12 protein-coding genes and 1 pseudogene are annotated in these 13812 nt (G+C 51.6%); 10 read left to right on the top strand and 3 right to left on the bottom strand.

Translation table 11 applies throughout. The features are described from left to right. Positions 1 to 21: 21 nt before the first annotated feature. A complete protein-coding gene (locus tag QD47_RS05665; protein WP_044645197.1) occupies positions 22 to 483 on the bottom strand; it encodes a bactofilin family protein in 462 nt (153 codons plus the stop codon). 19 nt (positions 484 to 502) lie between these two features. Then, on the bottom strand, positions 503 to 1534 hold the full coding sequence (locus QD47_RS05660; protein WP_044645196.1) for a M23 family metallopeptidase: 1032 nt from the start codon (positions 1532 to 1534) through the stop codon (positions 503 to 505). Positions 1535 to 1661: 127 nt separating this feature from the next. Between QD47_RS05660 and cls the strand changes: the two genes are divergently transcribed. Next, positions 1662 to 3092: a cardiolipin synthase gene (cls, locus tag QD47_RS05655; protein ID WP_044645195.1), complete on the top strand. Its 1431-nt coding sequence runs from the start codon at positions 1662 to 1664 to the stop codon at positions 3090 to 3092. Between the two features lie 196 nt (positions 3093 to 3288). Beyond that, positions 3289 to 4233 (top strand): YitT family protein, encoded by a 945-nt coding sequence (locus tag QD47_RS05650; RefSeq protein WP_082067108.1) that lies wholly within the window; start codon positions 3289 to 3291, stop codon positions 4231 to 4233. Between the two features lie 54 nt (positions 4234 to 4287). On the opposite strand, the gene ligD is transcribed toward QD47_RS05650, so the two are convergent. After that, entirely contained in the window at positions 4288 to 5178 is an 891-nt protein-coding gene (ligD, locus tag QD47_RS05645) for a non-homologous end-joining DNA ligase (protein ID WP_044645194.1), read from the bottom strand. A 232-nt stretch (positions 5179 to 5410) separates the two neighbouring features. On the opposite strand from ligD, the gene QD47_RS05640 reads away from it, so the two are divergent. The 8 genes and pseudogenes from QD47_RS05640 to QD47_RS05615 all read left to right on the top strand — a co-directional run bounded on the left by QD47_RS05640 (position 5411) and on the right by QD47_RS05615 (position 13780). Beyond that, complete coding sequence (locus QD47_RS05640; protein ID WP_044645193.1) at positions 5411 to 6679, top strand: sulfotransferase family protein; 1269 nt, start codon at positions 5411 to 5413, stop codon at positions 6677 to 6679. After that, positions 6676 to 8601 carry an asparagine synthase-related protein gene (locus QD47_RS05635; protein WP_044645192.1) on the top strand — a complete coding sequence of 642 codons (1926 nt, stop codon included), beginning with the start codon at positions 6676 to 6678 and terminating at the stop codon, positions 8599 to 8601. The genes QD47_RS05640 and QD47_RS05635 overlap by 4 nt, the downstream gene beginning before the upstream one ends. A 53-nt stretch (positions 8602 to 8654) precedes the next feature. Continuing rightward, on the top strand, positions 8655 to 8783 hold the full coding sequence (locus QD47_RS31455; protein WP_013369856.1) for a paeninodin family lasso peptide: 129 nt from the start codon (positions 8655 to 8657) through the stop codon (positions 8781 to 8783). Between the two features lie 109 nt (positions 8784 to 8892). Further along, complete coding sequence (locus tag QD47_RS05630; protein ID WP_044645191.1) at positions 8893 to 9954, top strand: phosphoenolpyruvate carboxykinase (ATP); 1062 nt, start codon at positions 8893 to 8895, stop codon at positions 9952 to 9954. Next, positions 9923 to 10225, top strand: coding sequence for a lasso peptide biosynthesis PqqD family chaperone (locus tag QD47_RS05625; RefSeq protein WP_044645190.1), 303 nt, complete (start codon positions 9923 to 9925; stop codon positions 10223 to 10225). The genes QD47_RS05630 and QD47_RS05625 overlap by 32 nt, the downstream gene beginning before the upstream one ends. A 1-nt stretch (position 10226) precedes the next feature. Continuing rightward, positions 10227 to 10688, top strand: a pseudogene (locus QD47_RS33870) (lasso peptide biosynthesis B2 protein); the annotation flags it as partial. A gap of 6 nt (positions 10689 to 10694) precedes the next feature. Further along, entirely contained in the window at positions 10695 to 11891 is a 1197-nt protein-coding gene (locus QD47_RS05620; RefSeq protein WP_044645287.1) for a nucleotidyltransferase domain-containing protein, read from the top strand. 20 nt (positions 11892 to 11911) lie between these two features. Continuing rightward, positions 11912 to 13780, top strand: coding sequence for an ABC transporter ATP-binding protein (locus tag QD47_RS05615; protein WP_044645189.1), 1869 nt, complete (start codon positions 11912 to 11914; stop codon positions 13778 to 13780). The last annotated feature ends 32 nt before the right edge of the window (positions 13781 to 13812 follow it).

Here is a 13812-nt window from a genome sequence, read left to right as displayed (position 1 = left end):
GATAGGATGGAGTAAATGGAATTATCCCGTCTCTGATTGCAGGGTCGCTTGACTGGTATCTCTGTCTTTGCGAGTACCGGATTGTGTTTCAAGATCAGAATCGTCAGTTGAAGCAGACGGTTCTGCGTCTTTCGTGCGGATCATCTGACTCGTACCGTCCAGTACGCCGCCTTCGGAGATGACCAGCGCGGCGACGGCTACCTTTCCGTACAGTTCGCCCGTAGGCGTGATCGTCAGCCGTCCCTCTGTGGTGATGCTGCCGAATACCTTGCCGGCCAGGATGACGTCTCGTGCGATGATATCCGAACGCACGACAGCAGATTCCCCGATTACAACGGTGCGAGTGCTGCGGATATCGCCCTGAAAATGGCCATCAATCCGAATATTGGCCTCAGCCTCAATCGTACCTTCAAAGCTGGTGCCGTTAGCCAACAGCGTATCGGTCGCAGGAGCGGAAAGCTTTTTTTTGGAGTCCTTGAACATGTTGTTTTCCTCCAATCCTTTATTGTACATACAGTAACGGATCGACAGGCTGACTATGCTTGACGATCTGAAAATGAAGATGAGGCCCCGTGCTTCTTCCCGTACTTCCCAGAAGGCCGATGGTCTGCCCTTTACGGACTCGTTCCCCCGGAGTCACCTGCATACCGCTCAGGTGCATATACCAGGACTGGAATCCGTCAGGATGCTGGATGATAATGCACTTGCCCCGTGCCCCGCTGGAGGCTGCCTCCAGCACGGTGCCCGCTCCTGCGGCATAGACGGGATCCCCCGTTTGTCCGGCAATATCCATGCCCGAATGGAAAGCCGATTTGCCCGTAAACGGATCGCTGCGATAGCCGAAGCTGGAGGTCATCTGGCGTGAACTGACAGGCCAGGCCGAAGGCTTGCCTTGTTCGGCAAGCGCCAGTCTGCGGGTCTGGAGCAACTGTGCGGCTTGCTTCTGCTCAAGGTTCTGCTGTACGGCGTTCGCCTGCTGAATAGAGCGGGGAACCGTGCGCTCTACCGTGTCCAGCAGGGATTCGATTTCCTGAAAATCATCCATGGCTTGACGAGTAAGCATGGCTGTATTTTCATGTACTGTAATCAATTCGCCCCCGGTATAGCCGGAGGCATCCCAGGAGAGTGGGGTCATGGCTGCTTTGCTGCTACTGGTGGCAGAGGATTTTCCGTATTTACGGATAAATTGCTGCATTTGCTGCTCCAGTTCCGTTACACGCTGGAGGCGTTCGCGAATACTGGTGGCCTGATTCGTCAGCTCCATCACTTCGCGGCGCAGTCGCCCGATTGCCGCATCCTTGTCCGCTACCGTAACCTCCATCTGCAAGCTCTGGACAGCAAGATTCGTTTCCATTTGGGAGATAATATGGGAAGAACGGATTTGCAGCCCGATCACGAGTGTAGAGATGGACGCGATCACAAGGGTTGGGACGAGAATGACAGCGGCTGTAGAGCATTGTAGCTGCTTGGGCGGTTGCTGTGCATCTCGAATGACGAGCAAGGTCATCCGGCGATTTAGGCTTCCTTTTTTCATAATCGCTCCTTTCCGGACATCGCTCCTATACTATAGTGCTTGGTTACTATCTATTCAGCTTAAGGGGCAAACATGTCAAAAAAATTGGAGCTTGGTATAAAACGTAGATGTATAAGGAGGCTTAGACATGCTGTGGTTGCTGTTGGTTTTAATTGTTTTTATTTTTCAGACCGGGACGATCCTGCTCTTTGAATTTCGCAAGCCGTCCAAGGCGGTAGCCTGGCTATTTATTTTGTTCTGCTTCCCGCTTATCGGCTTTGTCGTGTACTACTTTGTTGCACAGGATTATAAGAAGCGCAAAATGGTGCGAAAAGGGGGATCACAGCTGTTTCGTGAATTCCGCGAGCGCCTATGGTCGCAATCGAGGGTGATTGAGAATGTGGAACAAATGCATAATCCTCATTTCAAGCAACAAGAGCGTCTCTTTAACCAGCTCATCCGTATGTCGGAAAATCCGTTGACCGGCTGCAATCGCACACGTGTGCTAACGAATGGGGAGGAAACCTTCGAGGCGATGCTGACGGCGCTGGAACGGGCGCAGCATCATATCCATGTAGAGTTTTACATATTCCGGGCGGACGACATCGGTACCCGGTTTCAGGAGGTCATGATCCGCAAGGCGCGCGAGGGTGTGAAGGTTCGATTCGTGGTGGACGGCGTGGGGAGCTACAATCTGCCCTATTCTTTTATTCGTGCCTGTAGTGAGGCAGGTGTAGAGTTTCATTATTTTCTGCCCCCGTTTTTCGCAACGCTGGATCGCCGGATTAACTACCGTAACCACCGTAAAATCGTAGTGGTGGACGGACTGATCGGGTTTGTTGGAGGAATCAATGTGGGCGACGATTATCTCGGCCAATACCCCAAGGTGGGATTTTGGCGGGATACGCATTTGCAGATTGAGGGAGATAGCGTCTATTTTCTGCAAAATGCTTTTTTGAGCGACTGGAAGCTGGCCTCCGGGGAACGGCTGATGGATGAGAATTTATTTCCGCCGCATACTTGTGAAGGAGATGAGGAAGTACAGATTTTGAGCAGCGGTCCCGATCAGGTATGGGATACGATTCAGGAAATGTGCTTTGGTGCGCTGGCGGTTGCCAAGAAGCGGATTTGGATTACCACGCCGTATTTTATTCCCGATCTGGGGATTTATGAAGCGCTTAAGCTGGCGGCGGTCAGCGGCGTAGATGTGCGAATTATTATTCCATACAAATCGGACTCAAAGCTGGTGCATCTGGCGTCCCTGTCCTATGTGCAAGAGCTGCTGGAGGCGGGTGTGGAGTTCTATCAATACCGTAAAGGATTTATTCACGCTAAAATCATCATTGTGGATGATTTGCTCGGCTCGGTCGGGACTGCCAATATGGACATGCGCAGCTTTTTCTATAATTTTGAGTTGACCGCTGTACTCTTTGCCCGGTCAGCGCTGGAACACCTTTCGGCCGATTTTGAAGAGGACCTGTCCAACTCCTCGCACATTGATTTAAAGGTGTTCCGCAGACGGCCACGATTACAGAAAACAGCTGAAATTCTGGCTCGCATGCTCTCTCCGCTCCTTTAAAGGCGGTTTTCGCCGTTTTTATCAATATAATCCCGCTTTATTGAGATTTATGTGCTTTTTGCTAACTTTTTTGCGCAAAATCACTGTTTTATGGTATAGTATTCATATAACACAAGCGCGGTAAAGGAGAAGGGACTGCGGATCGCAGCCCCTTTTTCGGTCCAATAATACCATACTGTAACGGGGGGATTTATATATGAGTGTAGTGAGCAAGGAAGTCCACAATCTGTCTGAGATCACAGATGTGACCGGAGAGTTGACCAAGATCAGCAAAATTCCAGCCAATCCTAAAAACAAAGCAAAACGCCTGTTTCAGCGTGCAGCCATGATTATTTTCGGTGCAGCGCTCATGGCAGTGGGCCTCGAAATCTTCCTGGTTCCTAACGGCGTTATCGACGGTGGGGTCACAGGTATTTCCATTATGGCCTCCAAGATTACTGGCTACCCACTCGGCATTTTCCTGACCCTGTTGAACCTTCCCTTTTTGGTTATCGGCTACAAGCAAATCGGTAAAACCTTCGCTTTATCCACATTATTCGGCATTATCGTGATGTCCATCGGAACCACGTTACTTCACAGTGTAAATGCGTTAACCCCTGGCGAACCGCTGTTGGGCGCTATTTTTGGTGGTGTCATTCTCGGCGTTGGGGTAGGTCTCGTCATCCGGTCCGGCGGCTCGCTGGATGGAACAGAGATCGTAGCTATTCTCGTCAGTGAAAAAACTCCTTTTTCGGTCGGTGAGATCGTACTTTTCGTTAACATCTTCATTCTGGGCAGCGCAGGCTTTGTATTCGGTTGGCCGAATGCCCTGTATTCCATGATTGCTTATTATATTGCGATGAAAATGATTGATATTACCATCGAAGGTCTGGATCAGTCCAAATCGGTCTGGATTATTAGTGAAAAATACCGTGACATCGGGGATGCCCTGACGGACCGTCTTGGACGGGGCGTAACCTATCTGGAAGGTGAGGGCGGCTTTACAGGTGAAAGCAAGAAAGTCATTTTCGTCGTCATCACCCGTCTGGAAGAAGCGAAGCTGAAGAACATCGTTGAAGATTGGGACCCGCATGCCTTTGTGGCAATTGGTAACATTCATGATGTGAAGGGCGGACGCTTTAAGAAAAAAGGAATACACTAGCGCAAGGGGACGATTCCTCGGTCGATTTTACGGCTGTGGAGTTCGTCCCCTTTTTTATTTGGTGCGCATATGCTTGAGAACATCCTCGATGGGCTGGGGAGGGATCTTGGCGATCAAGTCGCCCACCTGATTTAGCCGTTCCTCAATATTCAGCAAATGATAGTCAAGTGGCGATACGTCTTGTCGCACCTCGTCCCATGTCAGTGGGGTGGACACCGTAGCGCCAGGGCGTGCCCGCGGGGTATAGGGAGCGGCCAGGGTTTTTCCTTGATAATGCTGCAAATAATCAAAATAGATAGCGGTTCCCCGATCCTTTTTTAACCGTTCCAGTGTGAACAGGTGCGGGTGTTTTTCGGTCACGAACTGTCCCACCAGCAGACCGATGCTGCGAAGTTCGTCGAAGGTGATGCCTGTGCGGATTGGGACGATAATTTGTACACCCGTGGCCCCGGACGTTTTGGGTACAGATTGCAAACCAAGCGAAGCCAGCACCTCCCCGACGATGGACGCCGCTTCCATAATGCGTGGCTCCACTTCTCTGGACGGATCAAGGTCAATCATCCATTCACACGGCAGCGTGCTGCCCGCTTGATGCAGGGATGGGTGAAACTCCAGCGCCGCCTGATTGCCGAGCCATAGCAGTTGCGGTAGCGTACCAAGCACCATATATTCAATGCCGTCATGCAGGAAAGTCTCGATATAGCCCGGACGGGGCTGCGGGGCATTTTTCTGGTAAAAAAAATCCCCGTGAATGCCGTGCGGCCAACGGATGACGGTTAGCAAACGGTTGTGGCTATATTTGAGCAGAAAAGGGGCCAGCACCGCAAGCTTGCGAAGATACAGCGCTTTGGTGATACCAGCTTCGGGCCACAGCGGTTTATCCGGATTGGTGATAGGAATTTCCAGACCTTCGATGGTAATGATGCCTTTAACAGCTTGTCCCATAGTGCTACGCTCCTTCTTTTAACCTCTTATAAGCTGAACTCGAAAAAATGTACATGGAAACGGAGTAGACGGAATGATGCACCTGTAGATGTAGTTATGGATTAACATGAGCGTCATGTACAGAAATTATCCGTCAAAGGGATTGACAAGATACAATATGTATCATAAATTTATAATAAAATACGTAATGTATCTGTTAAATGTCTTGAGCAGAGGTAGAGGAGGAGTTTCCTTGATTGATAAGCAAGGCGAGGGACTGGTTTTCCTGCTTAGTGTCCCCCGAAGTGGAAGCTCGCTAGTGACTACCATTTTGCAAAACCACTCCCGCCTGTTTGCCACGCAGGAAATGTGGTTCCTGCTCAGCCTGCATGATCTTCCCCAGTCGCAAACACGTCCCTATGGGGGGACTGGAATTATCCGGCAATTTTTTAACGGTATGGTTCCTCCGCACGTATTGGAGCAGGCTTCCCGGTCGTATGCACTTGAGATCTATAACGGTCTGCTTGAAGGGACTAACGCAAATATGGTTATCGACAAATCCCCGCGTTACTATACGGTGCTGGAATTTATAGACCGTCTTTTCCCGGCAGCCCGCAGGGTATGGCTTATCCGTAATCCTTTATCTATCGCGGCTTCATTCAAAAAAGTTAATCAGATGCGCGGCGAACGCTTTCATCTGCTGGAGGAGCTGGAAAGCCCGAATTTTAATATGAAAATGACGGATATTACGGTCGGTTTGTTCCGTTATGCACATTATTTTGCCACGCCTCATCCGCTTGCATACCCGCTTGTGTATGAGCAACTTGTAGCCAATCCGGCGGTGGAGATCGGGAGGCTGTGCGATTTTCTGGGTGTCGATTATGAACCAGGTATAGAAAAGTATGGGGATTTTGCGGATACGCCTAAATCCAGTCTGTTTTACAGCATGGGAGCGGGTGATCCGTTCGTGGGGGAGCATGAACAGACGCATCAGGACTCGGTACATAGCTGGCAACATCTGTTGAACAAAAAGGAAATCGAGCTGTATTGCAGAAGCATCGGAGCTCGTATGTTTACACAGCTTGGCTACGGGGAAGCACTGGAGCAGGCCGAGCATATCACCGGGGTAAGGTTTGAAGAGGAAGCCGATGTGGAGCTACTAAGTCGGCGTACGAGCCAGTTTCTCCAGCAAAGCGGCTTTGAGTGGAAGAACGCTTATCGGATGCTGGAAGAGAAGGATGCGGATAACAGGGAATTCATAATAAAAGCAGGGCAGAAACCAGCACTTCATGATTCTCTAGAGCAGGACGTTGTACAGGTTGTAAATGATAGACGGCTCCAATCGCTGGAAAACAGGCTGGCACATAGCTATGAGGAGCGGAATCGTCTTATCGCACAGCTCCAAACCTACCAACGCAGAAATCAACGGCTCCGATCTCGTATTCCCTTTGCCCGTCAGCTGGGTCGCTGGGCATCCGTAGCGTTATCGGGTATGGAAAAAGAAAAAGGGGGGAAAACGTGAGTGCGATTGCTGGAATATACAGCTTTGGACATGAGCCCGTATGCACCGAAGAAGGCGGTAAAATGATGCAAGTTCTGCGAAAATATCCCGCCGACCGCGTTTGTGCCTGGTGTGAGGGTTCCATTTTCTTGGGCTGCCACGCGCAGCATGTGACACCGGAATCCGTCCATGAGCGTCTCCCTTTCTATGACGAGGAACGGAATTTGGCAATCACGGCGGATGCGATTATTGACAATCGTTCCGAGCTGTTTGAACGGCTGGGGGTGGGACAGGAACGGCGGCAAGATATCACGGACAGTGAGTTGATTTTGCTGACATACGACAAATGGGCGCTCGACGCGGCCCGCTATCTGATAGGCGATTTTGCCTTTGTCATTTGGGATGCCGGGCGGCACAGATTATATGGCGCTCGTGATATGGCAGGAAGCCGCACGCTGTATACATACCAACATGACCGAGGGTTTGCATTCAGTACAGTAGTAGCCCCTCTTCTGACGCTGTCTTCCCTGCGAAAAGAATTGCATGAGCCGTGGCTGGCGGAATTTCTGTCGATCCGCGCCATGCAGGAATCCATCGATATTGGGACTACTGGCTACAAGCATATAAACCAGCTCCCGCCCGCCCATTGGTTCACCATGGAGGAGGGAAAGTCAACCATCCAAAAATATGCTTCTTTGGATAATGTGGAGCCGCTGCGGCTCAAAACCGGCGGCGATTACGTGGAGGCTTTTCGCGAGGTATTCTCACAGGCGGTGAATGCCAGATTGCGCACGCATCGTGGCGTGGGAGCGGCCTTGAGTGGCGGTCTAGATTCCGGTGCGGTTGCCAGCTTTGCCGCGCCGTCGCTGCGATTGCAGCAAAAGCCTCTTCATGCGTACAGCTATGTGCCCGTACAGGATTTTACGGATTGGACACCATCGACACTGCTGGCGAATGAACGGGCTTATATCCAATCCACGGCTCGATATGTGGGCAACATTCACGAAAATTACCTGGATTTTGAGGGGAAAAGCCCATTTTCAGAAATTGATATCTGGCTGGAATTGATGGAAGCTCCTTATAAATATTTTGAAAATTCGTTCTGGATCAGAGGCTTTTATGAAAAAGCACAGGAACAAAATGTGGGTGTGCTGCTAACCGGAGCGCGAGGAAATTTTACCATTTCGTGGGGGCCTGCGCTGGACTATTATGCCCGTCAGCTTCTTCGTTTGCACTGGCTGCAATCTTTTCAGGGATTGTGGCAGTACAGCAAGCTGACCGGAAGGCGAGTATCGCATTTATTACCCGTGATGCTGAAAAAAGCGATCTCGCTCGATTCTCGTTCCTGGTTACGCGGCGGTAATCGGAGTCCGCTTCCTTCGCTCATTCACCCGGAGTTTGCCAAGCGGATGAATGTGGAGGACATTCCGACTTTGAGCGGAACCGGGTGGATGAAGAATGCAGATCAGGCGAGAAAAGAGAAGTTCACGAATTTGGCGATTGCGAACAAAAATGGTGTGGTTGCGACCAAACTGTCGCTGCGTTACGGACTGTGGGAACGTGATCCGACCGGAGACAGCCGGGTGATCCGCTTTTGCCTGTCGGTGCCCTTTGAGCAATACGTGCAAAACGGCCGGGATCGCGCACTTATTCGCGGAGCCATGCGGGATTATTTGCCCGATGATGTCCGGTTAAACCAGCGTGTACGCGGTGTCCAGCCTGCGGATTGGCTGCACCGTATGCTCCCCTGCTGGGAGACGTTTATGGGGGAACTTCAACTGCTGTGCCATGATTTACATGCCGCCGAATTTCTCAATATCGATGTCATTAAAACGGCTATGGCGAAGTTTCGTCAACCGCGACCGGAGCAGGCGTCCGATCCCAACATACGGCTGCTGATGCACAGTCTGATTGTGTACCGTTTTATACGCGGATTTAACTGATCCAGTCTATCCGGTCAGACAGATACGTCGTTCGTTGGAGGGGAGGTGATGACATGAGTAAAAAAGAATGGCAAGAGCCAACCATAGAGGTGCTGGATATTAACCAGACGATGGCGGGTAAGGGCTGGAAACAGATTGACTGGGTATCTGACCACGATGCCGATTTGTATAACCCAAGCTAGAGAGTGGCAATTATTCAATACACAGCCGTCTTTATTTCTTGGGGGTTGGAGGCTTTGCTCGAAGAAATAAAGGCGGGATTTTTAAAGGGCAGAGGGAGTGAGTCCTATCGTGCATGACAGGAGTACCCATGTTAACCTGACGATGTATACAGCCTTTGGACTCAAACTTGCCAGCGAGCTGTACCTGCCTGAATTGATACCCGCAGCGCCGGGAGCGGTGGAGGATGTGGTCATTCGTCAGGCTGATTTGACAGCATGGAGCGATCAGCTGGAGCAGGCTAATTTTGTGATGCAGGGTGAGCACTTTATGTTCCATATACCGGACACAGCCATTTACGCCGTCAGGGGGGGCAGGGAAATTGAAGTATGTTCTTACTCTGGCGCTGATCCGGATACGGTGCGGTTGTTTATGCTGGGCACATGTATGGGTGTCCTTCTGATGCAAAGACGGATACTGCCTATTCACGGGAGTGCAGTAGTGATCGGAGGCAGGGCCTATGCTTTCGTGGGCGAATCTGGAGCAGGAAAATCAACGCTGGCTGCTGCTTTTACACAGGCAGGGTATCGGATGGTCAGTGATGATGTTATTGCTATGCAAGCTACGGCTTCCGAAACCATAGTCTATCCGGCTTACCCGCAGCAAAAGTTGGGTCTGGAAAGCTTGCTCCATCTGAAGGCTTTACAGGGAAACAAGCATGCACGCAAAAGTAATCACGGGCTTGCTTTAATGGACGGAAATCCTGCGATGCTCAAAAATGGACATTTGCGTAAGCTTACAGGTGAGCTGAATAAATATGCCGTGCCGAGAGTGGACTACTTCCACAACAAACCGCTTCCCTTGGGAGGTGTATTCGAGCTGGTGGCAGAGTCTCCCAACCGTGAGTTCCAACGTGAAGGGGAGTTGGCGGCGGTTACGGAACAACCCTTGAACATGCTGGAGTTCTTGCATACGTTATTGCTTCATACATATCGCAGGGTGATCATTCCGCGAATGAGTCTGGGTGAATGGCATTTTGGAACGGCAGCCCGGATGGCCCGGCAGGTGGAGGGCTGGCGACTACTGAGGGATAGCTCTGCTTTTACCGCGTCCGAGGTTGTAGATCGGGTACTTGATATCATTCGTAAGGAGGAAAACAGCTATGGCAGCTACTCATTCGATGAAGGATCATGACCGTGTTATTCACGGTGAGGAAGTCTATGTCAGTGACATGGACGGGGAAAAGGTCATGATGAGCATCAACACAGGAAAATATTATAATCTCGGCTTCACGGGAGGACGAATCTGGGAACTGGCTGAATCCTGCCCTTCACTCGGGGAGATCGTAGCTGCTCTGACGGAAGAATATGAAGTGGACGAGGAACGGTGCAGACAGCAGGTACATACCTTTGTGACTGAACTGGAGCGGGAAGGACTGCTAAAGCTTCTGCGGGAGACGGTTTAAAATGTGGGTTCAACGCCTTCGCCGTCTATCCCCGGAGGTCAGGAGACTGCTGCCGGAAGCCTGGCTGCAACTGGGATGGGCGCGTCTTCACCAGCATCGTCCGTTTGAAGATTATGCACGCGGCTGGGGAATACGGATGGAAGAAACCTCTTGGGAGTGTGATGCCCGGCAGAAGCAAGCCGTTCGGCATATTTCACATGCGGTGGAGTTGGCAAGCCGTTATACCCCTTGGCGCAGTAGCTGTCTTGTGCAGGCTGCTGCCGCAATGACGTTGCTTGGTCGCAGAAAGCTGGACTGCACACTGTATCTTGGCACAGCCAAGAATGATGCGGGACGTTTGGCGGCACATGCCTGGGTGCGGAGTGGACCGATTTATGTTACGGGCGAACGGGAGATGGGGGCGTTTACCATAGTGGGCACCTTCGGCAGGCGTGCTGTGACGGACCCAAATACGAAGATTGCTGAAAGCATGTCCACCCATACTGCTCTGAAACCTGACCGCTGGAATGAGGATCAGGAATTAACACTGCTGCTCTTTTTACTGCGAAAAGACGCCACTCCAAGGCTGGATACAGTCGATGCTGCTGCTCTGTATGGATTGGATTGGGCCCGCTTGCTGCGGCTGGCAGAACACCATCGGGTGGTACCTGCAGTATATCTCCAGCTGAAAAGAATAAATCATCCGGCCATCCCCGCTGAATTGCTGCGCAACCTTCAGGCGCAATATCACCGGAACACCCTGCGTATGTTGCACCTGCAAGCGGAAGCTGGGCGGGTGACCGGGCTGCTCATGAATCATGGCATCCGTGTACTTATGCTCAAGGGTCCTGCCTTGGCGCAGCAATTGTACGGGGATGTTTCCCTGCGTACCTCCAAGGACGTAGATTTACTCATTGCCCCGGACGACATGGATCAGGCTGAGCATTGGATGCAGGAAGCCGGGTATGTACCCAAAAGCGGAGAAGCGCGTGTCCTGGGCAGTTGGAAATGGAAGGACCATCATGCATCCTTTCTTCATCCGCATAAGCGGGTAGAGATAGAGCTGCATTGGCGGCTCCACCCGGATGCAGGCGGAGAACCTTCTTTTGAGGACCTGTGGAAACACAGGCAAATCGGTGAAGTCACAGCCACAGGAGTACCCTGTGTGTACACGCTTGGCAGCGAGCACCAGTTTCTGTACCTCAGCGCACACGGGGCACGTCACGGCTGGTTCAGGCTGCGCTGGCTGGTGGACATCGACAGGCTTGCGGTACGCGCCGTCGATTGGGAGGCGCTTCTGCCGATGATGCGCCGATATGGGGGCCTGCCTGCGGGCGGGCAGGCTTGGGCGCTCGCCGCCGCGCTGCTGGGCACCTCGATACCGGAGCCGCTGCGTCAGGTAGCGGCTACACGGCTGGCGCACAGGCTCGCGCTGAGCGCGCTGGACTTCATTCAGGCCAGCGTACCCGCGGCGTACCCGGTAGCCGAACCAGCTACCCACCAGCCAACCAGTCGATCCTATTTGCTCTCCCTAAAGGGGCCGAGCCACCGATTGATGTACCTGATAAGCCGTTTGCTTCCTTCTACGGGCGATCCGGCGGTTTTACCGCTGCCTCGCCAGCTGCATTTTCTGTACATCCCTCTACGTCCATTTCTCTGGCTAAAACGGCGACTCTCAAAGCACTGACCTGATAAGGAGCGTGCATTATGTACCACCTGCGATTATACATGACTAAGCTGTATGCCGTGAACGGCGGTGCGTTATTTCTCAATATTGGTTGTATGATCATCGTCAGCTTGCTGGAGGGACTGGGTATTTACATGCTTGTTCCCATGCTGGCGGCTATCGGCATATTTGGCGGTCATGGAGGGATACCCTTCCTGTCAGGCGGATTTGATCTTTTCTTGTCAAACATCCCTAAAAGCTGGCTGTTGCCGGGAATGCTGCTGCTTTTTGCGTTGCTGCTCATAGGGCAGGCTCTGCTTCAGCGTTACCAGTCCATTCTGAATTCGCGGATTCAGCAACGATTCATGCGTTCCCTTCGAATAGATGTATATACCTCCTTTATGAAGGCTCAATGGACTTTTTATTTGCGTCAGCGGAAGTCTGATTTCAGCCATGTGATGACAACCGAGCTGGCGCGTGTCAGTCAGGGAACCAATCTGCTCCTTCAGCTCGCCACAGCCGTTATTTTTACGCTGATCCAGATTGCACTGGCTTTTTGGCTGTCTCCTTCTTTAACCGGACTGGTGTTTCTATGCGGATTGGGGCTGTTTGTCGTGTTTCGCAGGTCCATTCAAAACGCTAAACAACTGGGCGACCGTACCACCGAGCTATCGCAGATTTATTTTGCCGGAATTACCGACCATATGAACGGGATGAAGGATATTAAAAGCAATCTGCTGGAAGCCGCGAATATAGACTGGTTTCGCTCTTTGACCCAACGTATGGAGGACAATACAACCCAGTTTGTCCGGCAAAATGCCACTACACAATTTTTCCATCGCACAGCGGCTGCCGTATTTGTTGCTTGCATCATGTTTGTGTCACTGCAATGGCTACATGTCTCTCCTGAAAAATTGATTGTGCTCATTCTTATATTTTCCCGCTTATGGCCAAGGTTTGCCCTTATTCAAGCGAGTCTGGAATATATCATGTCCATGCTGTCTGCCTTTGAAAGTGTGACCAAGGTACAGCAGGAATGCGAAGCTTTCTCAGATCCATCGCTGAACGCACTTACAACCTTTGAGACTCGCGTTTCAAGCGATTTATCGGCAACCCATGAATCTGCATCTACAACTGCATCTGCACGCCAGCCCTTGTATCTCCGCACGGGCATTGAATGCAGTGGTCTGGATTATCGGTATGAGGGTACAGCAGAGCTTGCATTACACCAAATAAATCTGTTCATCCCCGCTCGGGGAATGACGGCCATTGTGGGGAAATCGGGCGCAGGCAAAAGTACAATGGTTGACGTCCTGATGGGATTTTTACGCCCAACCCAGGGCCAGATTAAAATGGACGGACATGTGCTGGACGACGAGCTTTTGCCACAGTGGCGGCAATCATTTGGCTATGTGTCGCAGGACCCTTTTTTATTCCATGCCACCGTCCGTGAAAATTTGAAGCTGGCGGATGCAGATGCGAGCGAGCAGCAGTTATGGGAAGCGTTACATTTTGCAGCCGCAGACGGGTTTGTTGCCAAATTGCCCGAAGGGCTGGATACGGTAATCGGGGATCGCGGCATTCGTCTGTCAGGAGGGGAACGTCAGCGGCTTGTGTTGGCAAGGGCTGTCCTGCATCGTCCTCCGGTACTCATTCTGGATGAGGCGACAAGTGCGCTGGATGGAGAGCATGAAGCCGATATCCAGGCGGCGCTGGAGCGGATGAAAGGTCAAATGACGCTGATCGTCATTGCTCATCGTCTGTCGACCATTCGTCATGCCGATCAAATTGTCGTTCTGGAACAGGGCGAGATTATACAGCAGGGGAATTACCGCCAATTGGTGCAGGAGGAGCGGGGGGCGTTCAGCCAACTGCTGTCATACCAAAGCAGTGTCATCGCCACCCCTTAGCTGCCTGTTCTGTTGACAAGCTTAACTCCCCA

The organism is Paenibacillus terrae (genome assembly GCF_000943545.1).
GTDB classification, from domain to species: Bacteria; Bacillota; Bacilli; order Paenibacillales; family Paenibacillaceae; genus Paenibacillus; species Paenibacillus terrae_A.
The sequence above is the reverse complement of the archived record's forward strand: the minus strand, read 5'-3'. Positions and strand labels throughout refer to the sequence as shown.

What these genes read in the sequence shown, in the direction of transcription:
- cls (WP_044645195.1), top strand. Translation starts at nt 1,662, where the DNA reads ATGCTGTGGTTGCTGTTGGTTTTAATTGTTTTTATTTTTCAGACCGGG.
- QD47_RS05665 (WP_044645197.1), bottom strand. Translation starts at nt 483, where the DNA reads ATGTTCAAGGACTCCAAAAAAAAGCTTTCCGCTCCTGCGACCGATACG.
- QD47_RS05650 (WP_082067108.1), top strand. Translation starts at nt 3,289, where the DNA reads ATGAGTGTAGTGAGCAAGGAAGTCCACAATCTGTCTGAGATCACAGAT.
- QD47_RS05615 (WP_044645189.1), top strand. Translation starts at nt 11,912, where the DNA reads ATGTACCACCTGCGATTATACATGACTAAGCTGTATGCCGTGAACGGC.
- ligD (WP_044645194.1), bottom strand. Translation starts at nt 5,178, where the DNA reads ATGGGACAAGCTGTTAAAGGCATCATTACCATCGAAGGTCTGGAAATT.
- QD47_RS31455 (WP_013369856.1), top strand. Translation starts at nt 8,655, where the DNA reads ATGAGTAAAAAAGAATGGCAAGAGCCAACCATAGAGGTGCTGGATATT.
- QD47_RS05660 (WP_044645196.1), bottom strand. Translation starts at nt 1,534, where the DNA reads ATGAAAAAAGGAAGCCTAAATCGCCGGATGACCTTGCTCGTCATTCGA.
- QD47_RS05620 (WP_044645287.1), top strand. Translation starts at nt 10,695, where the DNA reads ATGTCCACCCATACTGCTCTGAAACCTGACCGCTGGAATGAGGATCAG.
- QD47_RS05625 (WP_044645190.1), top strand. Translation starts at nt 9,923, where the DNA reads ATGGCAGCTACTCATTCGATGAAGGATCATGACCGTGTTATTCACGGT.